The sequence below is a fragment of the Spirulina subsalsa FACHB-351 genome, assembly GCF_026130165.1.
Lineage (GTDB): Bacteria > Cyanobacteriota > Cyanobacteriia > Cyanobacteriales > Spirulinaceae > Spirulina_A > Spirulina_A subsalsa_A.
Genome location: NZ_JAIHOM010000085.1, coordinates 1 through 22,653, shown reverse-complemented (window position 1 = coordinate 22,653; position 22,653 = coordinate 1). Strand labels below are relative to the sequence as shown.

The 22,653-nt window shown below is 49.0% G+C and carries 21 protein-coding genes and 1 pseudogene; 8 read left to right on the top strand and 14 right to left on the bottom strand.

Translation table 11 applies throughout. From position 1 onward, the window contains the following. Positions 1–141 precede the first annotated feature (141 nt). From ald to tnpA, 5 genes and pseudogenes are all read right to left on the bottom strand, one after another. Positions 142–1,227, bottom strand: coding sequence for an alanine dehydrogenase (ald, locus tag K4A83_RS15840; protein WP_265265591.1), 1,086 nt, complete (start codon positions 1,225–1,227; stop codon positions 142–144). Continuing rightward, complete coding sequence (locus tag K4A83_RS15835; RefSeq protein WP_265265590.1) at positions 1,199–2,524, bottom strand: O-antigen ligase family protein; 1,326 nt, start codon at positions 2,522–2,524, stop codon at positions 1,199–1,201. The genes ald and K4A83_RS15835 overlap by 29 nt, the downstream gene beginning before the upstream one ends. Further along, a complete protein-coding gene (hslO, locus tag K4A83_RS15830; RefSeq protein WP_265265589.1) occupies positions 2,524–3,426 on the bottom strand; it encodes an Hsp33 family molecular chaperone HslO in 903 nt (300 codons plus the stop codon). Before hslO ends, K4A83_RS15835 begins: the two co-directional genes overlap by 1 nt. A 48-nt stretch (positions 3,427–3,474) precedes the next feature. Continuing rightward, complete coding sequence (miaA, locus tag K4A83_RS15825; protein ID WP_407810052.1) at positions 3,475–4,404, bottom strand: tRNA (adenosine(37)-N6)-dimethylallyltransferase MiaA; 930 nt, start codon at positions 4,402–4,404, stop codon at positions 3,475–3,477. 28 nt (positions 4,405–4,432) lie between these two features. Then, positions 4,433–4,738, bottom strand: a pseudogene (gene tnpA / locus K4A83_RS15820) (IS200/IS605 family transposase); the annotation flags it as partial. A gap of 98 nt (positions 4,739–4,836) precedes the next feature. Here tnpA and K4A83_RS15815 point away from each other — a divergent pair. Together K4A83_RS15815 and K4A83_RS15810 are read left to right on the top strand one after the other, a co-directional pair. Further along, positions 4,837–5,100 (top strand): hypothetical protein, encoded by a 264-nt coding sequence (locus tag K4A83_RS15815; protein ID WP_265265586.1) that lies wholly within the window; start codon positions 4,837–4,839, stop codon positions 5,098–5,100. Positions 5,101–5,155: 55 nt separating this feature from the next. After that, on the top strand, positions 5,156–5,716 hold the full coding sequence (locus K4A83_RS15810; protein ID WP_265265585.1) for a TIGR04376 family protein: 561 nt from the start codon (positions 5,156–5,158) through the stop codon (positions 5,714–5,716). Positions 5,717–5,725: 9 nt separating this feature from the next. Here K4A83_RS15810 and K4A83_RS15805 read toward each other — a convergent pair whose 3' ends face one another. Beyond that, positions 5,726–5,908, bottom strand: coding sequence for a hypothetical protein (locus K4A83_RS15805; RefSeq protein WP_265265584.1), 183 nt, complete (start codon positions 5,906–5,908; stop codon positions 5,726–5,728). A 93-nt stretch (positions 5,909–6,001) separates the two neighbouring features. Further along, positions 6,002–7,012, bottom strand: coding sequence for a phosphoribulokinase (locus K4A83_RS15800; protein WP_265265583.1), 1,011 nt, complete (start codon positions 7,010–7,012; stop codon positions 6,002–6,004). A gap of 569 nt (positions 7,013–7,581) precedes the next feature. Here K4A83_RS15800 and petH point away from each other — a divergent pair. From petH to K4A83_RS15780, 4 genes are all read left to right on the top strand, one after another. After that, a complete protein-coding gene (gene petH / locus K4A83_RS15795) occupies positions 7,582–8,769 on the top strand; it encodes a ferredoxin--NADP reductase (protein WP_407810053.1) in 1,188 nt (395 codons plus the stop codon). 130 nt (positions 8,770–8,899) lie between these two features. Next, positions 8,900–9,283, top strand: a complete 384-nt coding sequence (locus tag K4A83_RS15790) for a hypothetical protein (RefSeq protein WP_265265581.1) — start codon at positions 8,900–8,902, stop codon at positions 9,281–9,283. 274 nt (positions 9,284–9,557) lie between these two features. Next, positions 9,558–11,444 (top strand): ATP-dependent zinc metalloprotease FtsH2, encoded by a 1,887-nt coding sequence (gene ftsH2 / locus K4A83_RS15785; protein ID WP_265265579.1) that lies wholly within the window; start codon positions 9,558–9,560, stop codon positions 11,442–11,444. Positions 11,445–11,570: 126 nt separating this feature from the next. Further along, complete coding sequence (locus tag K4A83_RS15780) at positions 11,571–12,152, top strand: hypothetical protein (protein WP_265265578.1); 582 nt, start codon at positions 11,571–11,573, stop codon at positions 12,150–12,152. Positions 12,153–12,159: 7 nt separating this feature from the next. Here K4A83_RS15780 and K4A83_RS15775 read toward each other — a convergent pair whose 3' ends face one another. Next, positions 12,160–12,711 carry a Uma2 family endonuclease gene (locus K4A83_RS15775; RefSeq protein ID WP_265265577.1) on the bottom strand — a complete coding sequence of 184 codons (552 nt, stop codon included), beginning with the start codon at positions 12,709–12,711 and terminating at the stop codon, positions 12,160–12,162. Between the two features lie 191 nt (positions 12,712–12,902). Here K4A83_RS15775 and K4A83_RS15770 point away from each other — a divergent pair, with 191 nt between their 5' ends. Then, the gene (locus K4A83_RS15770; protein WP_265265576.1) at positions 12,903–14,087 is read left to right on the top strand and encodes an RNA-guided endonuclease InsQ/TnpB family protein; all 1,185 of its coding nucleotides are present in this window, start codon (positions 12,903–12,905) and stop codon (positions 14,085–14,087) included. A gap of 346 nt (positions 14,088–14,433) precedes the next feature. Here the strand turns inward: K4A83_RS15770 and K4A83_RS15765 are convergent, their stop codons facing one another. The 5 genes from K4A83_RS15765 to K4A83_RS15745 all read right to left on the bottom strand — a co-directional run bounded on the left by K4A83_RS15765 (position 14,434) and on the right by K4A83_RS15745 (position 20,039). Continuing rightward, complete coding sequence (locus K4A83_RS15765; protein ID WP_265265575.1) at positions 14,434–14,901, bottom strand: DUF29 domain-containing protein; 468 nt, start codon at positions 14,899–14,901, stop codon at positions 14,434–14,436. Positions 14,902–14,907: 6 nt separating this feature from the next. After that, the gene (locus K4A83_RS15760; RefSeq protein ID WP_407810051.1) at positions 14,908–16,158 is read right to left on the bottom strand and encodes an SUMF1/EgtB/PvdO family nonheme iron enzyme; all 1,251 of its coding nucleotides are present in this window, start codon (positions 16,156–16,158) and stop codon (positions 14,908–14,910) included. Beyond that, positions 16,133–16,921 (bottom strand): ergothioneine biosynthesis protein EgtC, encoded by a 789-nt coding sequence (gene egtC / locus K4A83_RS15755; RefSeq protein ID WP_265265573.1) that lies wholly within the window; start codon positions 16,919–16,921, stop codon positions 16,133–16,135. The genes K4A83_RS15760 and egtC overlap by 26 nt, the downstream gene beginning before the upstream one ends. A 245-nt stretch (positions 16,922–17,166) precedes the next feature. After that, entirely contained in the window at positions 17,167–18,108 is a 942-nt protein-coding gene (locus K4A83_RS15750; protein WP_265265572.1) for a response regulator, read from the bottom strand. Between the two features lie 278 nt (positions 18,109–18,386). Beyond that, the gene (locus K4A83_RS15745) at positions 18,387–20,039 is read right to left on the bottom strand and encodes a glycosyltransferase family 39 protein (RefSeq protein WP_265265571.1); all 1,653 of its coding nucleotides are present in this window, start codon (positions 20,037–20,039) and stop codon (positions 18,387–18,389) included. Positions 20,040–20,270: 231 nt separating this feature from the next. On the opposite strand from K4A83_RS15745, the gene K4A83_RS15740 reads away from it, so the two are divergent. After that, the gene (locus K4A83_RS15740) at positions 20,271–20,699 is read left to right on the top strand and encodes a phosphate-starvation-inducible PsiE family protein (protein ID WP_265265570.1); all 429 of its coding nucleotides are present in this window, start codon (positions 20,271–20,273) and stop codon (positions 20,697–20,699) included. A gap of 35 nt (positions 20,700–20,734) precedes the next feature. Here the strand turns inward: K4A83_RS15740 and K4A83_RS15735 are convergent, their stop codons facing one another. After that, positions 20,735–22,207: an N-acetylmuramoyl-L-alanine amidase gene (locus K4A83_RS15735; RefSeq protein ID WP_265265569.1), complete on the bottom strand. Its 1,473-nt coding sequence runs from the start codon at positions 22,205–22,207 to the stop codon at positions 20,735–20,737. Between the last annotated feature and the right edge of the window lie 446 nt (positions 22,208–22,653).

The window sequence follows — 22,653 nt, the reverse complement described above, 5'->3', positions numbered from 1 at the left end:
GCAGGGGAGCGGGGGGGCAGGGGAGCAGGGGAGCGGGGGGGCAGGGGAGCAGGGCAATTGATAATTGACAATTGATAATTATTACCTATTCCCTCGGTTATTCGCCAATCATGGGGGGTCATGGCAAAAATCGTGAATTTCTTAGCTCAAATCGGGAAATACTTCTTGTACCGCAGGATGAACTAAACAATGATCTTGAACATTTAATCCCCCCGCTAAAACGGTATCGCTTTCTAAGGCTTTGATCCCCTCATTAGCTAACTTCACGGCGTAGGGTAGGGTGCTATTATTCAAGGCTTGGGTCGCTGTCCAAGGTACGGCTCCGGGCATATTGGGAATCCCCACATGAACAACTCCCTCCTCGACATAACTAGGATTACTGTGGGATGTGACTTTGAGGGTTTCAATACATCCGCCCTGATCGACTGCCACATCAATGATTACGGCTCCAGGGTGCATTTTGGCGACTAACTCACGGGAAACTAGGATGGGGGCGCGTTTGCCGGGGACTAACACGGCCCCAATGAGTAAATCTGCGTCGGGGATGGCGGCCTCAATCTGCACGGGACTACTGTAGATTAATTCAACTCGTGAGCCAAAGAGGGTTTCTAAATAGTTCAAACGGTCTACATTAATATCGAAAATCTGGACTTCTGCCCCCATGCCAATGGCCATTTTAGCGGCTTCGGTTCCGACAACACCCCCGCCTAAAATGACGACTTTTCCGCGACGGACTCCGGGGATGCCGCCGAGTAAAACTCCTCGGCCTCCTTGTTGTTTTTCGAGGTAACGGGAGCCAAATTGGACGGATAAACGCCCAGCAATGATGCTCATGGGGGCGAGGAGGGGGAGTCTGCCGTCGGGGAGGGCAACGGTTTCATAGGCGATGCCTGTTACACCGGATTTGAGGAGGGCTTCGGTGAGGGAACGATCGGCGGCGAGGTGGAGGTAGGTAAAGAGGATTTGCTGGGGTTTTAGGAGGGAATACTCGGCCGGGAGGGGTTCTTTTACTTTAATCACCATGTCCTGCTCCCAAGCGTTTTGGGGGGTGGGGACGATGGTAGCACCGACTTGTTGATATTCTTGGTCGGTGAAACCTGCCCCGAGTCCGGCTTGAGTTTCCACAAAAACTTGATGATTTTGGGCGGTGAGGACGCGCACGCTACTGGGGGTTAAACCGACGCGAAATTCTTGGTCTTTAATTTCTTTGGGAATCCCGATTTTCATGGTTTTTATGTAATTTTACCGGATTTTCTGGGTTTTTCGTGGGTGGTTGCCTTTGGCTATGGACGATTCCGCCCAGCGCACCTAAGATAATCCATCCCATCACATTGACGCGAAAATCAAAGATGGAAACGTCAAAGCCATTAAACCCCATACAGCTAATAAAAGCCATGAAATAGGCAAAGAGGAGGGTTGGGGAGGGGTGATGGAGGAGTTGACGTAGGGTTTGAGCGAGAATCCAGCCGACGATGGCGCAAAAGAGGAGGGTGGCGGGAATGCCTGTTTCGGCGAGTAACATCATCCAGAGGTTATGGGGATGACCTAACCAGTGTTGGGTGGCGCTGTGATAGAGGGGGTCAAAGTTGCGCAATCCCCAGCCTAGGAGGGGGCGTTCTCGCACTAGGTTGAGGCAAAATTCCCACTGGTTGAGGCGGGTGTGAGCATCGGCTACGTTGGGGTACATGGCTCCGGAGAGGCGACCCCAAAAGTAGAAGGGGACTATTTGCCGTAGGGTTTCGCCGCCCCATTGGGGGAGGAAGGAGGCCCAGAGGATGACGGTGCTAAGACTGGTGAGGGTGAGGAGGAGGAATCGCCAACTATAGTAAAGGGCGAAGGCGGCAAGGCTCAAGAGGGCGAAAATCCAAGCGCTGCGGGATTTGGTGAGGATGAGGGCGATCGCAATTCCCACCAGAATTAAGCTCAAACCGATGAGGGCGTAGGTCTGGGGGGCGGTGCGATTTTGCCGCCAGCGCTCCCATTGTTGCACCCACAAGCCTAATGTCAGGTTGAAGATGAGGAGCAAATAACAGGCGAGGATGTTCGCATACATGAACAGGGAGGCCATACGTCCGACGGGATAGCCGCCGGGGATGATATGCCATCCGGTAAGGTTTTCCCACCCGGGGGGGGTTGCCCAATCTAAGCCCATTTGGGCGAGTCCGAGGAGAACAACGGCAAGGGCGGGGAGGGTAAACGCCCAGGCCATTGGGGTGAGTTGGGCGGGGGTACGGACGAAAAAGGCGATCGCACCAAAAAACAAAAATTGGGGGATAAAATTCCCTAGCCCCAGTAGGGATTCTAAAGGAAATTCCGCCTGTACCGTTGTGAGTAACCACAGGACAATTAACCCCCCTAACGCCTGATTTAGGGGTTTTTTGACTAAGGTTCGCCCATGTTTTCCCCAAGTGACTAGCAGGGGAAGACCTAAACCAACAGCCCCCACGGCCGGCCAGAGGGGGAAGAGAAACAGTCCAAGCAAAAAGCAACGCCAGACCCAAGGTTGAAGGGGGAGAGAGGCCATTAATTACTGTTCACGGCCTGTAACTCCTGAATCAGCGCGGCCAACTCCGCACTACTGGCCTGATAGACCTCACCGCAAAAATGACAAGTGGCCTCGGCTCCGTCATCCTTCTCAATCATGTCCTGTAACTCATCCACTCCCAACATTTTCAACGCCCCCAAAACCCGGTCAAAGGAACAGCGACAATCAAACCGCACCATCTGCACCTCGGGCAGGATTTGCAGTCCCATGTCGCCTAATAACTGCTCAAAAATATCCGGTAGGGTTTTCCCGGAACGCAAGAGAGGAGTAAAACCGGATAATTGTGCCACCCGGGATTCTAAGGTACTCACTAACGCCTCGTCCCGTGCCGCTTTGGGCATAACTTGTAATAAAATCCCCCCGGCTGCCGTTACCCCTTCCTGTCCCACAAATACCCCCACTAAAAGGGCGGAGGGGGTTTGTTCGGAGTTGACTAAGTATTGGGCAATATCATCCCCCACTTCCCCGGAGACTAACTGGACGGTGCTGGAGTAGGGATAACCAAAACCCACATCTCGCACGACATATAAATACCCATCCCGCCCCACAGCACCGCCCACATCTAGCTTTCCTTTGTCGTTGGGGGGGAGTTCAACATGGGGATGATCTACATAACCGCGCACGGTGCCATCTAGTCCAGCATCGACTAATAAGCCACCGAGGGGGCCGTTACCTTTGATGCGAATATTCACCCGGGAGCCTTCCCGTTTCATGCTGGAAACGAGCAGTAAACCAGCCGTCATGGCTCGTCCGAGGGCGGCTGTGGCCACATAGGATAAATTATGCCGTTGTCGAGCGTCTTCTGTGAGACGAGTGGAGATGACACCGACGGCCCGAATGCCGCCATCTGCTGCGGTAGCGCGGATTAATTGGTCTGCCATTGAAATAACCTGCTGAGTCTTGCTTTATGAGAGTGTGCTGATCTGTTCTTAATTTATCTTAACGAATTGTGGCGTTCCACTGGTCTTAAGGAAGGTTTGAATGGTGTCCCAAATGTGTTGGCCTAAATCGGTCTGTTCCGCACCAAACCACAGAATATCAGGATTAGCCCGAAACCATGTTCTTTGTCGTTTGGCAAACTGTCGGGTATGGAGTACCGTCAACTCCTGAGCTTGGGCTAAGGAGATTTCCCCCCGCACATACTGCCCCATCTCGCTGTAGCCTAATGTGTCTAATAAGGGCAAATCCCAGCCATATTTTGCCCCCAGCGCGGCCACTTCTTCGACTAAACCCTGTTCAATCATTTGGCGGGTGCGTCGTTCAATGCGCTGCTGGAGGTGGTCTTTTGGACAATCTAAACCTAACTGTAGGATGGGGTAGGGGGGAGGGGATTCGCCTTGTTGTTGGGAAATGGGTTTTCCGGTGATGTAGAACACTTCGAGCGATCGCAATGTCCGCACCTGATCATTGGGGTGAATCTTCCGGGCTGCCACCGGATCCACCTGTTGCAAAAACTGGTAACATTGGGCTTGCCCTAATGCCTGTAAACTCTCTCGTAACTCCTCATTGGGCGCAACACGAGGGATTTTTAAGCCTTTAGTAATCGACTTAATATATAATCCTGTCCCCCCCACCAATAAGGGCAGAGAAACCTGCTCAATCACCTGTTGAGCTTGGCTTTGATAGTCGGCAAGGGTTAACGTTTCTGTGGGGTCACAAATATCAATCAAAAAATGAGGAACAGCGGCCTGTTCTTCTAAAGTTGGTTTGGCGGTGCCAATATCTAATTCTCGGTAAACCTGACGAGAATCTGCACTAATAATTCCCGTTCCCAAGCGTTGGGCAATCTCCAACGCCAGCCCCGATTTTCCCGTTGCTGTGGCTCCACAAATCACAATTAAAGGTTTACGGTCTAACAATTTTTTTCTAGATTGTACGGTGAAATTATATCTCGGGATAATGAGGAAATTCTTTTCTGAGATGATGACTTGACCTTCCCTTAAATGCCTTGATAACAAGGTGAGGAGCGTCAGACGGCTTTGTTGCAACAAAAAGATGAACATGGTCTGGCGCAACTTCTAACGCCAGTATATCCCACCCTTTCTCAATGGCCAGTTCCATAAACAGCTGTCTCAGTCTAGTTGCCACATCTCCCACTAAAACTCGCTTTCTTCTTTTAGGAATAAAGACAAAATGGTAATTAAGCAAGAATTTAACATGATTGTGGGTTTTGTACTCTAGTAGTGGCAACATAATTGCTTCGTAGATTATCCTTGACACATCAACTGTAATTCCTTAGACTTGAGTAGTCAACTAAATTGGTTGAGCAAGTGACAAAGCCCAAAAAAGTAATGGGAGTACAACAAGTCCTGTTACACCCTAGTAAAGAGTTAAAGGCGGTATTGGAATATATTTGCTCCGAGTCAAATAAACTGCATAACTGTGCGGTCTATTACGCTCGTCAGGTCTGGTTTAAGAGTCATCGGTTTGTGTCTGGGTTTGATCTTGTTAAGGAAATGGGAAAAAACTGTCACTTTTCGGCACTCTCTTCTGAAGCGGCTGTTCAAACTTGCCTATCTGTAGAAGAATCAATTAGCTCTTTTGCTAAATTGTAGGATTAGATCATGGCATCAACTCAAGATTGCCTATTACCTATTACCTATTCCTATCATGAGTATTTTTGACGATGTTAGCCGCTTTCTGGAATCTCAACTCGATGAGTTTTTAAAAAATAATCCTCATCTAGAACTGCAAGCCATTGAAGAACAATTACGAGAACAGGAAATCAAAACTCAACGGCTGATTAGCGACCTCAAAAGTCAACAGCAACAACTGCAAGATCAGATCTTAGCGATCGCAGAAGATATTAAACGCTGGCATGAGCGCATCGCCAAAGCCCAAGCCGCCGGACGACTAGACCTCGCCCAAAGCGCCCAAGAACGAGAAGCCGCCCTACTCCGCCAAGGAAACCAACTGTGGGGACAACGCGCCAGTGTGAGCCAAAATCTCACTAAAGCCGAAGAACTCCTACAACAAACGCGACACAAACGCCAAGAAGTGCAAGCAGAACTGAAAAAAGCCCCCCAAACCCCCAGCAACAATAGTTCTACCTCCGGCTGGAATCAGGGAACTTCCTACACCCGCCCCCCTCAAGGTTTAGACCCCGTAGAAGACCGTTTTCGCGAGTGGGAAATTGAGGAAGAATTAAATAAACTCAAACGAAATTTGTAGCTCTATTAATTATTGCTCCTTTTGTTCCTCCTCCAAGGACAACGGCCGAGGGATTAAATCACGATTGGATGCGATCGCCAAAAACACCCCCACCCCCACATAGACCCACAACGGCACCGTCACCGACTGGAACCAACCGTACAGTTCAACCAGTCCAAACAACAGCCCAAAACTAACCATCCAAACCCGCATAACTCACTCCAAACGCTCCCTAGCTTCCAAATAGATGGGGGTGTATTGCTACACCCCCATGACCGTCATTCTGACTCGTGTGGTTGAATTACACTAGACTTGGGCAGCGACTTTGCGATCGCCTTCCGCTTCCTTCGTCAGTGCCTCATAGGTCGCCCGCATCTTCAGACCCACCAACACCTGGAACATCCCCGTCCCATTATCAGAACCCGGATAATCCTTATGCTTCAGCAATAATTCCGTCATTTCCCCACTATAGCGAGTAGACGTATTACTTAGATGATTCTCCACATAAATCATCTCTTCAAGATTATCAAACTTACCATCTACTTCCAGAATAGAAACCTCATTTCCCATAAAATTATCCGGACCATAGTACATCTTCAGACCGGGATAATTACAGGTCAACTTCCGTCCACAAGGCCGCCACTCAATCGTGGACCCCTCATCAAACAGATAGACCGGGTTAAAATGAGGAATGCCTTCCTTCTCAATCAAACGCACCCGGAGATACTTACTCTCCTTATCCTCAATCAACTGAGTCGGCAGAACCTGAATCACCACATCCGCATATTGCTTTTGTGGCTCAATATAGGCACTAAAATCCGGTTTCCGGGCATTAATCGACGCGATGACATCCTCATAGGTATGACCCCGTTCCGCCATATCCCGTTGAATCTTCCAGTTGATTTTCACCTCATCGCTGATATCCAGATACACCCCGAAATCAACCAAACTCCGAACCCGCTCATCAAACAGGGGATGGAGTCCTTCCACCACAATCACCTTATTCGGCTCAATCCGTTCCGGGGGGTCAATTTCCCCCGTTTCGTGGTTATAAATGGGTTTATCAATCGCCTTACCTTCTTTGAGCGCCTTAATTTGCTCATACATCAGGTCAAAATTGTTGGCCTTGGGATTCAACGCCGTCACCCCGGCCGCTTTTCTACCTTTCCGGTCTAAACTGTGATAGTCATCTAAACAGATCACCGTCATAAACTCTTCGCCAAACAAATCCGTTAAGCGACGTAAAAAAGTAGATTTTCCACAACCTGAGTCACCTGCGACTCCAATGACAACCACACGGTCTGATTGAGTGATCATACGTTCCCTCTATTACAAAACTAATTATCTTAAATAGCCTTCAGCAAGAAGTTCAGTGCAAAAGCCTAGAGCTTGTCCCGTCTGTTGTACGCTCGGCCGTCATAAGAACTTAACCCAAGCAACCCCCACAACTGCATTGTTCATGACAAGAAACGCAGCCCAACTTTATGTAGGTATTTAGTCCTAGGGACTTCAAGGGAATTTTACCAGAACAGGCACCCCCCTACAAGGCTGGGTGGGAAGGGAATAATCCTGCCCAGTTCTTATGCTACGGTAGCTTGTGCATTTTTGCTAAAAAAAAAGTAAAAATGAAGCGACTTTTACAAAATCGTGTATCAACTCCCATTACCGTCTAGGGAGACATTGCCACGACGGGGACACATTTTAGGCGACCTTCCAACATTCAAGGGATAGCCCTGCAATGTTAGTCTGAATAATAGTGTGTTTGTGATGAGGGTCAAACCGTGGCACTTCTCCCCCCGACAGATTCGAGGGGACAATTAGCGCGAAACCTGAACCCAAACTCAGATTACACGCCTATTCATCGTAAGTTGGGAGACTTAGAAGGAATGTACGGAGCTAGTGCGGGTTCCACCGCGAACTCTCAGGCCGCCAGCCGGATGTTTGTTTATGAAGTTGCAGGTCTGCGTCAAAACGAACAAACCGACCAACAAAGCTATCCCGTTCGTCAAAGTGGCAGTGTCTTCATCACTGTGCCTTACCGACGGATGAACGAGGAAATGCGCCGAATTACTCGGTTAGGAGGAAAAATCCTCAGCATCAAGCCGTTGAATACCAATGGTGAGGTTACAGGTTATGTTCCCGCTCAGACATCACCAGAACCGAGTAAACCTATGACTCAAACCGAGCATAAACCTGTTCAAATCCCTGTTAACATCTATAAGCCGAAAAACCCCTATATCGGTAAGTGCATAGAAAACACTGAGTTAGTTCGCGAAGGTGGCGTAGGCACAGTTCGCCACCTAACCTTTGATATTTCAGGCGGGGACTTACGCTATCTCGAAGGACAAAGTATCGGGATTATCCCCCCCGGTACCGATGAGAAAGGAAAACCCCATAAATTGAGACTCTACTCCATCGCCTCCACTCGTCACGGCGACCATGTAGACGACAAAACGGTGTCCCTGTGTGTGCGTCAACTGGAGTACCAACATCCCGAAACTGGGGAAACTGTATATGGTGTTTGTTCCACTCACCTCTGCAACCTAGAAGTCGGTGCAGATGTGGCGATTACTGGCCCAGTCGGGAAAGAAATGCTCTTACCGGATGATGAAAACGCCACCATTATCATGTTAGCCACCGGAACCGGAATCGCGCCGTTCCGGGCCTTCCTCTGGCGGATGTTCAAAGAAAACAACCCAGAATACAAGTTCAAAGGTTTAGCCTGGTTAATTTTCGGTATTCCCTATTCTGCCAATATTCTCTATCAACAAGAATTAGAGCAGTTAGCGGCAGAATTCCCCGAGAATTTCCGGTTAACTTATGCCATCAGTCGGGAACAACAAAACGCCGAAGGTGGCAAAATGTATGTTCAAAGCCGCGTGAGTGAGTATGCTGACGAAATCTTTGAAATGTTGCGTCGTCCCAATACCCACCTGTATATGTGTGGTTTGAAAGGGATGGAACCCCCCATTTCCCAAACCTTTACCGATGAGGCTGGGAAACGCGATATGAACTGGGATGAGTTCCGCAAGCAACTGAAGAAAGAAGAACGCTGGCACGTTGAAGTGTACTAAGACGGTCTATTTTTTCTAATTCATCTTGACCCCCTATTTCGGGGAATGCGTTTGTTATTTTAAGTTCTACTTAGATTAACAAACGTATTTTTTATATATAGCCAACCTATTTGAGGATTCAACATTAATCATGAAAATATTACTCGTCATTTTATTCCTCCTTATGTGGGCAGTTTTACTGCTTAAAGAAGTCGATTTTATCTATCGGTTTATGGTATCCCATCGCCCCCGATGGTTAGCTTTTTTCTTAGCTATATTAATGGGGTTAGGCACTGTTGATGCGGGCTTAAAGGGATATTTTTTTGATGCTTGTTGGGGATTTTTTTGGTTTCTTTGGCTGTTTCCTCCGTTTTATAATCATATTTTAGATAACCTCATTATTAAACCCGTCAAAGAACGATGGCAGATTCATTTAGAACCTTATATTCTAATCTTCTTGGTCGGTTTATATTTTGCTGGAGGTCAGGGTTTAGCCAAACTTTCTTTATGGCTAACAACTCACAAATTTTGGTAAGGAGGAGTTCACGCTAGACCTAATCTTGATCAGTTAAGATAGTGTTATAGCTACATATCGATAAAAATAATTAGTAGATCGATCCCCCTCCTTGCGAGAAAGATGAGAATTACGTTAAATTTAGTTAAGCGAGCTTGGCAATTGTTACCTGTATTTACTAAAGGACTCATTTTTGTCAAACCATTATCTGCTTGGCTCGACCCCGAAAAGGGCTGATTGATTAAATCCTTTTGAAATCATCGCCTAAAAAAACCTATACGCGAGACATTAAGCAATGAAACCATCTTTGAGAGTCATATTACTTTGGACTTTACCCGCCCTCGTCATTGGGTTTTTCCTCTGGCAAGGGACTTTTGCCTCTAACACAAACGACTTAGGGAATAATGCCGCGAACACTCGGATGTCCTATGGTCGCTTGTTGGAGTACCTAGACGCGCACCGTGTCACCACTGTGGACTTGTATGAAGGGGGACGCACGGCCATTGTGCAGGCGATTGATCCTCAACTGGATAGTCGTTTACAACAGTTTCGGGTGGATTTACCCGCCAGTGCGCCGGAATTGATTGCGAAGTTGCGGGAGGAAGGGGTTGCCTTAGCGTCTCATCCCACGCGCAATGATGGGGCATTATGGGGCTTTCTCGGTAATTTGATTTTCCCCTTGTTGTTGATTGGGTCTTTATTTTTCTTGTTCCGTCGTTCCAGCAATATCCCCGGTGGCCCAGGTCAAGCCATGAGTTTTGGGAAGTCCCGGGCCCGTTTCCAAATGGAGGCGAAAACGGGGGTATTGTTTGATGATGTGGCGGGGATTGATGAGGCGAAGGAAGAGTTACAAGAGGTGGTGACGTTCCTGAAACAGCCTGAACGCTTTACGGCTGTTGGGGCGCGCATTCCCAAGGGGGTGCTGTTAGTGGGACCTCCGGGGACGGGGAAAACGTTGTTAGCAAAGGCGATCGCAGGTGAAGCCGGAGTTCCCTTTTTCAGCATCTCTGGGTCGGAGTTTGTGGAGATGTTTGTCGGGGTCGGCGCTTCTCGGGTACGAGATTTATTTAAGAAGGCCAAGGAAAATGCTCCCTGTTTAATCTTCATTGATGAAATTGACGCGGTAGGCCGTCAACGGGGCGCTGGGATTGGGGGCGGTAATGATGAACGGGAACAAACCCTCAACCAGTTGTTAACGGAAATGGACGGTTTTGAAGGGAATACGGGCATTATTATCATTGCGGCGACTAACCGCCCTGATGTGTTGGATGCGGCGCTGTTACGTCCGGGTCGTTTTGACCGTCAGGTGATTGTAGACGCACCGGATTTGAAGGGTCGTTTACGGATTTTAGAAGTCCATGCCCGCAATAAAAAATTAGATCCGGATATTTCCATTGAAACCATTGCCCGCCGGACTCCGGGTTTCACCGGGGCTGATTTGGCGAACTTGCTCAATGAGGCGGCGATTTTAACGGCGCGACGACGGAAAGAGGCGATCACGTTGTTGGAAATTGATGACGCGGTGGATCGGGTTGTCGCGGGGATGGAAGGGACTCCCTTGGTGGATAGTAAGAGCAAGCGGCTCATTGCTTACCATGAGGTGGGTCACGCCATTGTCGGGACTTTGGTGAAAGACCATGATCCGGTGCAGAAGGTGACGTTAATTCCCCGAGGACAAGCCCAAGGGTTAACGTGGTTTACACCTAATGAGGAGCAGGGGTTAATCACTCGTTCCCAACTGATGGCGCGAATTGCTGGGGCAATGGGCGGCCGTGCGGCGGAAGAGGAAGTGTTTGGCGATGCGGAAGTGACCACCGGGGCTGGGGGGGATTTGCAGCAGGCGACTTCGATGGCGCGGCAGATGGTGACTCGTTTTGGGATGAGTGATTTAGGGCCTTTGTCGTTGGAGGAACAAATGGGTGAGGTGTTCTTAGGCAATGGTTTAATGAATCGGGCGGAATATTCTCAGGCGATCGCAACCAAAATTGATGACCAAGTGCGTTTAATCTTAGAACATGGTCATCAAATGGCGCGCCAACTGGTACGGGATAACCGTGTGGTGGTGGATCGTTTAGTAGATTTACTGATCGAAAAAGAAACCATCGACGGGGAAGAATTCCGCCAAATTGTGGCCGAGTATACGGAAGTTCCCGAAAAGGAACAGTTTGTTCCTCAACTCTAGGAAAGTGTAACGGTTACGAGAAAACCCGATAGCTTCTTGTCCCCTGGATTTTAGCCGGGGGATGAGAAGCAATTTGATCTGAAGGTTGTTAGATTTGAGTAAGTTTTAGAGAGCGGCTATATTGCGATGAAACCTATTTGGATCAGTGCGATCGCACTTCTCACCTTCACCTCCCCTCTCCTTGCCGTCACACCCGCCCCCATTGATCCTAATGCGCGGGTGGCCTGGTCTGAGGTGATCGAAGATCCCTTTGATGGTCTGATTGTCCATGATCGGAACTTTAACCCCTCCAACGGCAGCGCCTACGTCAGCACTTGGTCAGAGGATGCCATCCGTCTCACTTACACTTGGTATGAACAGCGCATCATCGGCTATCGTACCGTGTGGCGGGAGCGTAATGTGTATGTTCAAGGAACATCCCGTCGGGAAAGCTATCCTGAACAAGAACCCATTTATGAACGGGAAACTCATTCCCGCACTCCAGAAAAAATTCTGTTCGCCCTTAACGGGGAAGTCTACACCTACACAGGCGGCCCCGTTTCCCCTGAACTAGCGGCCGCTTTGATTCAAGTCCCTTTAGCGAACACCACCATCCGACTGGTTTGGTCTGATGGTCGCACTGATGATTTAATTATTGGGCGCGGTACTGTGCGCGCTTGGCGAAGGATTTATCAATTTCGGGCAGAGGAAGAACCGGAAAACAGTTAAGAGTCAGTTACTCCCCAATCAAAACAGCGACAGGAATGGTGATCTCCTCAAAAGCGAGGGGGGTAATTTCTCCTGTCGTTAAGGTCATTTTGGAGGCATATTCTCCTCCTTGGGGATGGCGAAATACAATCAGTTCCCGACGTTTTAAATTCACTAACCAATATTCAGGAATTCCCGCTTCTGCATAGATCCGATATTTTAAGCTGGAGTCTTTTTCTAAACTGCTATTGGCATATTCAATCAGCCAAAAAACATTTTCCGCATAGGGATGGTGGGTGAGATATTCTCGCCCCAAGCGTTGCACAATGGCAATATCGGGTTCTGGTTCCGAGTGGTTAGGTAGGGTGATGGGTTTCGCTGGACGGACTAAAGCGCGATCGCCCAATAAACGGGTTAAATAGTCTCCCGCTTCCGTGCTGAAATAAGCATGGGGTTCACCTTCTGGGGACATTTCCACAATTTCTCCCTTGAGCAGTTCCACCGGGCGATCTTCCAGTAAGCCCATTTCAACCATCTGATGGTAGTCTTCTATCGTCCATTTGGCTAAAGAGATGGTCATAGTGATTAACCCTGCTTCGTGGCTATTCCTACTATAGCGGTTCATCCAGCCAAAACTGTTAACAGGCACGGCGATCGCGTTGCAGATCCCAGATCACCAAAACTAATGGGTCTGAAGCCCCGCCCTTCCAGGGCGGCTTTTTTGTCGGAGTCTATCGCCCCAATCCTCTCTATCTTTGGTATCCTAGCATCATGAAAAGCCGATATCAGTACAGAATCTATCCCACCCCAGGTCAGCAAACCGAGTTAGCCAAGCTGTTCGGATGTTGTCGTGTGGTGTGGAACGATGCCCTAGCTCTGATTAAGGCGATTCCTCAGGGTGAGAAGTGGCCCAGCAATGCCCAGTTGCAACGCCTGGTCATTACCCAAGCCAAGAAAGACCCATCCCGAAGCTGGCTGTCGGGTGTATCGGTTGTAGCCTTACAGCAATCGGTGATTAACTTGGGGACAGCCTTCAAAAACTTTTTCGAGTCCCGTAGCGGTAGGCGCAGTGGCTCGAAGGCTGGCTTTCCTCGATTCAAAAAGAAGCTCAACCGTCAATCGGCCCGCTTTACCCAGCGGGGATTTTCCATCAAGGCCGGGAAAGTTTACCTCGCCAAGATTGGCAAGCTGAAAACGAAGTGGTCAAGGCCACTGCCCTCTGAACCCAGTTCAGTTACAGTGCTCAAGGACTGTGCGGGTCGGTATTTTCTTAGCTTTGTGGTAGAGGTGGAGCCTGTCACCGTCGAACCCAAAAACCAAGGGGTCGGCGTAGATCTGGGCATTGAAACCCTAGCCACATTAAGCACGGGTGAAAAGGTCAAGGCCAGGGACACCAGTGCCTTAGACAGGAAGATCCGTAAAGGCAAACGCCAACTAGCCAGGGCTAGGAAAGGGTCAAGGCGGCGTGAGTCGTTGCGGATGGCGATCGCCCACCTAGAGGCAAAGCAACGGGATATCCGTAAGGATACCAACCAAAAGTTGGCGAGCCGTTTGGTGCGAGAAAACAGCGTAGTGGTGCTGGAGGATCTCAACGTTGCCGGGATGGTGAAGAATCGGTGTCTAGCCAGGGCGATTAGTCGGGCCCGATGGCGAGAGATCAGAACAATGTGTGAAGCCAAGGCAACCCTGATCCAAGACCGAGAGGTGAAGGTGATCAGCCGATGGGAACCCACCTCGCAGGTTTGCTCCTGCTGTGGTTATCGGTGGGGGAAATTGGATCTGTCTGTGCGGTCGGTACTGTGCCTCAACTGTGGTGCAGAACAAGACCGGGATGTGAATGCCAGTGTAAATATTATGGCGGCAGGGCTTGCCGACCTGAATGGACAGGCGTTAAGCAGTGTGAGACCCCAATCTGGGGCGGTTGCTTGTCTGTCTACCCATCAGGAGTCCACTTAATGTGGACAGACTGGGAATCCCCGTGCCTTTAGGCCGGGGAGGATGTCAACTTCTCAACATACCACTCCTCGGGTCGTCCGGGTTCTCGCACTTTCGCACTCGCTAGTAACATTATTCAAACCCCAAAAAATTCACAATTTTCTTAGGGTGCGTCAGACTGACTACGGTCTACTGAAAAACTTTGGGAGTCGGAAATAATGGTCAATTATCAATTCCCTGTTCCCTTATTCAGCCACCCCCAGAGGCAAAAGCTCTCTTGATTACAGATTTCAGTTACTCGCCGATCAAAATAGCTACAGGAATATTATCAATTCCCTATTGCCTTGTTAGTTTTAGCGTAGACCTGTTATTCAGCAGACCCTCCATAGAAATCCTCGGACAAAATAGAATCTAGGGGAAAAGGACAATGATCGGGATATTCCGACTCAGCCGGAATTCTGATGCCAAAACTAGCCCGTTTTCCCTCTTTAATGGCTAACTTACGAGAACGAGGATAAGCTTTAATGAGAGCAGTTTCTAGATAAGATTTTAGGGAAGGAATCTCAGCCAATTGACTTAAAACACGCTGTCGGTGTTCATCAACAGAACTGTACCAACTGCCTTTTATCATCTCCGGTGCATCTGCTTGAATGGTTAATTTAAGCAGATGGGCTAACAAAATCATTAAGTTGCTTTCTAGAGCATTTTTATCTGACTTTCCCAAGTCTTGAAGTTCCGCAATTAAATGTTCTACATCGAGTTCTGAAAATTGATGATGGGTGAGTTTCTGGATTGTATCTTCTAACCAGAGGTGAAAGTCTTGTTCATAAATCATGGGATTCTAATCAAAACTCGACACAGCACAACGAAATCCGACAAACATTTGACGCACCCAAGGATGATACCAGTTGCGGAAACTTGACCTTAAACCCCAAGGACGAGTTATCCAACTCCCTCCCCGCATCACCCGATGTTGTTGGTCAAAATATACCTCGGAATACCCCCGATAGGGATAAAATTCAAACCCCGGATATCCCGCAAACCAACTGTCAGTCCACTCCCACACATTGCCTAACATATCCCAACAGCCCAAGGGACTGCGACCGTCAGGATAAGCATAGACGGGGGTAGTATCCCCGAGATGGGTGTCAAAATTGCAGCGTTGGGGGTGGGGTGAGTCGGTTCCCCAAGGATAGGGGGTGGGGTGCGACTGGGTGGGGTGCCAGGTGGCGGCTTTTTCCCATTCGGCCTCGCTGGGGAGGCGTTTCCCGACGAAACGGGCGTAGGCCTCGGCTTCATACCAACTCACGCCACAAACGGGATGATAGTCCCAGTCTGCTCCCTCTCGCCAATAGTAAGGCTGGGTGATGGGGTTTTGTTGCAGCCACTGCCACCCGACCTCAGACCAGTATTTTTGTTCGTGGTAGCCTCCGGCCGCCATAAATTGGCGGTATTGTTGGCAGGTGACGGGGTGGCTGTCGATTTGGTAGGTGGGGAGATAAACCCAGTGGGGGGGGCGTTCGTTATCTTGGGCGAGGAGGTCATCCCTTCCCATTGGGAATTCTCCCGAGGGAATGGTGATGAGGGTGGGGGAAAAGGTGCCGGAGGTTTTGGCTATTGTTTTAGGTTTTTGGGGGTGTTTCCCCCAGCGCAACATGGCTAAAACAATGGCGATGGTTTCGTTGTGTTGGCTTTCGTGTTGGAGTAACCACCACCAGAGGCGTTCTTGTTGCTCTAGGGGGGCGGTTTCTAGGTAGGTGAGGACGGATTGACGGATGGTGTCAAGGTAGTCCTGAAGGAGGGGAAAGGGGGGTAGGGCTTGGCGCTGGGTTTTGGGTAAACCATCAGCCGCCCAGAATTGACGGGAGATGGGGGAGGGGGGTTGGATTCCGGCACAATGTTCTAGAATCCAAAGCCCCTCGGTGAAGGCAATATGTCCTAGGTGCCAACCGATGGGACTAAAATCGGGGTGGCTTTGTTGACAAAGTTCTTGGGGGGTAATGTCGGAGACGAGGGTTAGGGTTTTTTGCCGACAGTCGAGGAGGGCTTGTCGTAGGGTTTCCCGTTTAGATGCCAACGCATTTAATCTCAAGATCCTCTCCCACACTCAGTAAACTTTGGGCTGGACACGCTTTCCAGTTTCCCTCAAAAAGGGGTTCGGAGGCAAGAATTACACTCCCGGGAAAGTTTAAGTCATCCCGTAACCAGTACAAGGTTGAGATGATTTCAAAGTTGGAGTAACGACAAGCGACGAGGCGTTTTCCGGTACTAATTACGGCTGTGACGGCGAGTTTCACGCCTTGGGGGGTGGCGAGTTCTATGAGTTGTGCGATCGCCTTCCGTAAGGCCTCCTCTAAGGATAATTCGGGCTGATCTCGCCAGATACTCAAAATCAGCGCGAAAATATGCTCAGAATCTGTCACTCCTTGGATTAAACATTCCACATCCTCCCGTAATAATTGCCGCAAAGGACGACGCAAGGTGTGGCGAAACCCCTCAATAAAGCCATTATGGACAAACATTAAACGCCCGGAGGTAAAGGGCTGACAATTGCCCAAATCTACGGCTAATCCGGGTGTGGCGCTGCGTACATAAGCTAAGGTACAAGGAGACTCCACATAACGGGCTAAATGGGGCAAATTGACATCATTCCAGATGGGCAAAGTGTTTTTATAGGTGTAGGGATTTTCATCCCGTTGGGCATGATACCAGCCCACCCCAAAACCATCGGCATTCAATAGGGCTACCTGCATTTCCCGGGGTTGATAACTTTGGACAATCAGGGAATGTTCCGGTTTACAGAGAATCTGATCGAGTTGAATCGGGGCTCCAAAATAGGCTAAAACTCGGCACATAGTAGTAGGCAACAGAGGATAGAGAAAACCATGACCCTGATTGTACACATAACTCCTCACGCGCAATGGTTACAAGCACGGCAAAACGGAGACTATTATGGGTCTACCGAATCGGTTATGGTGAACTAACAGCTAGACATAGGGAACAAGGAATTGAGAATTTTCCCCCTCTCCCCTGCTCCCCTGCTCTCCTGCCCCCCCTGTTCCCTTAAACTAAACCCCTATAGGACTGATTACAATGGATTTCACCCATTCACTTGTACGGCCGTTAAAGCTAAAACGGCTTGTTGAGCAGCGAGATGAATCAGCTTGATTTCATTCTCATCAGGTTTCACCGAAGTAGTCCACTGAAGGGACAACAGCGCCAGCATTTGTTCACGATAGACAAGGGGGAACACTAAATGCACTTGCACCCCGGCACTGGTGTACTGTTCCGCTCCCTCTGGTGGCGTTGCTCCCGAGGCCAGCCAAACTTGAGACTGTTTGGAACTAAGAGCTTGAATGACCAGAGGATCATTATCGAGGGCAATGGGGGGATCTCCTTGTTCAGCATACTTGCCTTGTAGCCCTAATTGACCGTTGCTGACCTTTTGCAGAATACAACCATCGGCGGAGAAACTTTGATTAAAGGCTTTGGCTAAGGGGGCTAGACAATCATCAGGAGAGGTGAACTCTTGGGCGACTTGGGCGATCGCAGATAATAGAGTAGCCTGTTCATGGGCGCGCTTCAGTTCGTCCGTGCGTTGTTTCAACAAGTCATAGGTTTCTGCGGCCCGTTCCACCACTACTTTTAACTCGTTGGGGTCCCACGGCTTAGTAATATACTTATAAACCTGACCCGAGTTAATGGCTTCGACCAAATCCTCCACGTCTGTAAAGCCCGTGAGAATAATCCGCACCGTATCGGGAAAATTCGGCACAGTTTTACTTAAAAACTCGGTCCCTTTCATTTCCGGCATTCTTTGGTCGGAAATAATAACCGCAACTTCGCCCTCTTGTTTGAGAACATCTAAGGCGCTGACTCCACTATCGGCTTTAAACACTCGGAAGTCTCGGCGAAAGGTGCGATAGAGCAGATCGAGATTATCCGGCTCATCGTCAACAACCAGCATTTTAGGTTTCTTTTTGCGTTCCATGCTCTTGATCTGGCGCGTTACATTATCGAGATCGGCGAAAATATTACTCATAGGGATATGTCATAGCGAGGGCTGACTGGGTAGATTATCAGAGATTGACATGGCTTACTAAACCTCTATACTCGGGTCAAACCATTATGTAGCCCTGAAGGTCTGAGTTTCTTTCTAATCTACTCCATTGGTATTTTGAATACACCGGGATGGTCCTCGTTGATTCCCAATTCACACAGTTGTTCAACCGAGTTGATACCCAAGTCCAATTTTATCGTGGGATGTAGAATCTTGTGCCTTAATGGTCACAATTCCCAGAATTTATGGAAATTCTCTACTTAGGGCAAGGGGGGACAACGGTAGAGTTGGTAAGGGAAACCGAGGCGATGATATTCTGTATCATCCATGACGCAGACTATCTGATGAGCTAAGACCAGTTCAGGGGGATAGGTTTCTTTGACCATGCCGGGTGCCATGAACCAGAAAATTTCGGGATGGGTAGATAATTGTGCGATCGCCGGCCATACTGTTCCATAATCTTCTTCCACGGTCATTAGGGCTACCTCAAGGGTAGGTTGAGGGGGGGGCAGTCGTTTTAAGGCTAAACCATAACTTAACCCCACAGCTAGGGTTAAAGTGTCAAAATAGGCCATGATAAAGAGCATTTTTTCCCCCGAGGCGGTGAATTGTTGGGCAATGGGGGCGGGAGCGTAGGGTTTTTGAAAGGCCAAATCATAGACGGTGCAGAGACTACTCACGATTCCCAGACCCAATAACAGCCAAGCGGCGAGGGGAAACAGCCGGATAGAGGCTTTCGGGAGCGCTTGGGGCAAATCCTTCAAAACTACCGTGAAAGCCACCCCCAAGAGGGCGCAGAGGGCGGGAAAATAAACAAAATTGTAGCGGGGGGCAATACTGATATCTTTACCTAAGCCGTAGATAATGAAGAAAAATTGTAGCAAGACCCAGAAAATGTAACTGAGGAGGAGGAAAACGCTGGGATGGGCTTTTAATCGTCGCAAACGGCGGATGGTGGCTTGTATGACCCAAATCACGCAGACTAAGGTCAGCAGGGCGGCGGGAATTTGTACCCAGAGGGGTTGGTTTTCTACGGGGAGACTGACCACAAAAACGGTCCATCCGGCTACGGTTTGGGTGACGGGAGAAATGAGATCGGGGCGGCCCAACCAACTGGTTTTAGGGCTGGTGGAATGGGCTAAGATGAGGGGCAACCAAGGCAATAATAGGGTAAAGGGTAAACAAAACACTAACCCGGGCCAGACAAAACTCGGCCAAATTTTGCCCATCAGGTCCCGATGTTGGTACATGACGAGGAGCAGGGTTAAACCTTGGGCAACAAGGGCGAGAGCGCCAAAATAATGGCTATAGAGGCTTAAAACGCTGGTACATCCCCACCCTAACCATAATCCCAGTCTGGGGGGGTGCTGTTGTTGGATGTCTTGGCAAATTTTCACCCAATAACAGAGGCTGAGGGTGATTAAGACGAGGGGAAAGGTATAATGGCGGGCTTCTTGGGAGAGGTAGACGGCAAAGGGAGAAACCGCCATCACTGACGCGCCAAGGAGGGCGGCTTTTTGGTCGAAGGCTAAACGGTTGAGGAGGTAGAGGGTGGCGATCGCAACTACGCCAAAAAAAGCCGATAATGCCCGTAATTGCCACTCTAGAGGCATTCCCCAACCCTGCAACGCCACTAAACTCTCGTGGAGTAAACAGAAAAATAACGGGGGATGAGTCGATTCTGTCGCCAAGGTTTGGGCAATGTCTAAACAACTCGCCTCGGGATTTAGCCGTAGAACATTTTGCACATCCGTTAAGGACAAAACCTGATTCACCGGAACCGTTTGGAAACTCTGTCCTAGGCTAAAAATCGCCGTGATTACCTCATCTACCCACAGAGGCTTACTCTCCAGTCGCCAAAAACGCAAAACTGCACCAAAAGTTAGGATTAAAGTCAGGATTAGGTAATGCAAAACCAGTTCTTTTTGATCTGTTCACTATGCTATAGTATGCACCATTCTTGATTGAATTACGACCCACCTTTTAGCTTATTACCGTTTAGCTTGTTATTGCTATTTTGTCAAGAGTAAAAGGATAGTATTCTTGACCTTTAGCACACCGAGCTTATCTTAACGCCAATCTTGCCCATCTCCTACCTTTTCCCCACTGTCGAAATGCTCTACTTCCGCAGACTTGTTAAGTTATTGACAACCTCTAAAGAGAACCAGAACTTTTTAACCTTTTTACATCAGATTGAAAGTCTGGTATCTAAATTGTTAGCCTTGTTGATGGTGATGGTCATTTTTTTCGCTATCTACGAGTTGTCCATTTTTCTTTTTACAGAGCTTTTTGTTGGGTTTTCTTCGCCCTTTGTTTCCCAACTTTTTAAGGTTTTTGGTCTATTCTTAAATATTTTAATTGCCTTAGAAATATTAGAGAACATTACCGCCTATTTACAAAACAATGCCATTCAGTTGGAGTTAGTGATCATGACTTCCCTGATTGCTGTAGCCCGCAAAATTATCATTTTTGATATTGAGAAAAAATCCAGTGGGGATTTAATTGCTATGTCTATTGCGGTGTTTTTGTTGGCGTTGAGTTATGCTATTGTTCGCTCAAATAATCGCAAGTAGAGGACAATTTATTCACCTATCGCTTCCCATTCACGCTAAACACCATAGCGTCGAATATAGTCTAGAATGCCATCGGCGATCGCTTGAGCCATTTGAGTCCGAAACGTAGGATTCCGTAACCGTGCCGCATCAGCACTTCCCGTCACAAACCCCACCTCAACTAAAGCCGCAGGCATGGCCGTATTTCGCAAAACGTAGAAATTGGCCTGTTTTACCCCTCGATTATTCATCCCCGTCTGGCGGATCATGCGGCTTTGAATACTTTCGGCTAACCGATAACCGCCTGTACTCCCCGGATGGTGAAAGGTTTCCGCCCCATTCACCGTCGGACGATTGCCCGCAGAATTGGCGTGAATACTCACGAATAAATCGGAACGATTGCGATTGGCCATCGCTGCCCGTCCCTCTAAGGTGATAAAGGTGTCATTAGCGCGGGTCATTTGTACCATCACCCCATTCCGTTCTAAAATCCGGGCGACTTCCTGAGAAATGGGTAATACTACATCGGATTCTCGTAAACCACCAATACCAATGGCACCGGGATCTCTGCCCCCATGTCCGGGGTCAATGGTCACGCGCACCCGACTGTTAGACACCGGAGGACGAGGGGCTGGAGAGGGAGCGGGAGGAGGTGGGGCGGGAGTGGGAGGGGGTGGGGCGGGCTGAGGATTGGCGGGAGGGGGAACCTGCACGGTGCCTGTGGGGGGTTGGGGGGTGTTGACCACTGGAGTGGCTATCGTGGGGCTAGGGGTATCGTCTCGAATGGCCATCATTCCCCCCAAGGGAACAATGGCGACTCCCCCACGACTCACAGAAGCAATCCAGTCTGGGCTATCTTCGGTTACATCCAAGGTTAGGCGGGTGATGGGGGGGGAGACGGAGGCCTGTTGTGCGGTGACTTGACGGACTCCGTAGCGGCCAATGGCTTGGCTTCCGGCTTGGGATAGGGTGAGGCCGTCTAGGTCGATGAAAATTTGTCGGCGATCGCGGCTACGATTCACTAACACCTTGGGATCTGCTCCCTGACTGGAGTCAAACCGCCAAAACAAACCATTCTGGGTGATTTGTAACCCCGCTAAAGAAGCCCCCGCGCTGCTGACATTGGACACCAAACGAGTGGGATTCGGTAACTCTACCGTCCATTGATTGGGGGTTCTTCCCACCACTTTCACCCCATTAGGATCAATGGCATAACCGGGGGCAAATTCCACCACTAAACGGGCAGTATCAGCATTAAATTGACCCGCCCTCACACTTTGAACAACACCGCCCACGTTTTGATTCATGGTTGCTCGTCCTAAACGAGTGCCGGGTAAATCAATGACTAAACGGCTAGGATTAGCAATCACTTGGGCGCGAGGTTGTACCCGACCATCGGTGTTAAATGTTAGGCGATTTTGGTGACTATCAAATTGCCAAGATATTAAATTAGCTGCTTCTGCGGTGGAGGCACATAGGAGGGTTGCGCCTGCCGTCATTGTTCCTAAAATAAGCCAGTGAGATTGCATGAGAAGAAGATTAAACCTTTTGAATGACAACAAGAGAACGTCAGCCTGAGTCTTAAAAATAAGACTAAGAGAAAGGAGTTTGTAGGGGAATAAATGCCCCTACAAAGTTGAGTCAGTATGTCGTTCTGATTCCTGATTCAGTTCTTTATTTGAGACGGGAAACTGATTAAAAAGATTCCTAAAAATAATTTTTTATCCTGCATTTGGCTGATGAAACTTACGCCCAATTTGCTTAAAATCAAGACGGGGCTTATGTTGGCTTGGGAGATCAAGAAAAGGAATTTATCCTAATGGAGGCGAGTTCCGCCTGAAAAGGAAGGTTGAGCGGGGATTAATGGTGACTCAACATTCTTCTCTTTCAAGAGGATTGGGGCAAAACCGGAACGTTTCAGCGAATTAGCTAGGGTTTGCTGAATAAGTCGGGGAGTGGGGGAGTGGGGGAGCGG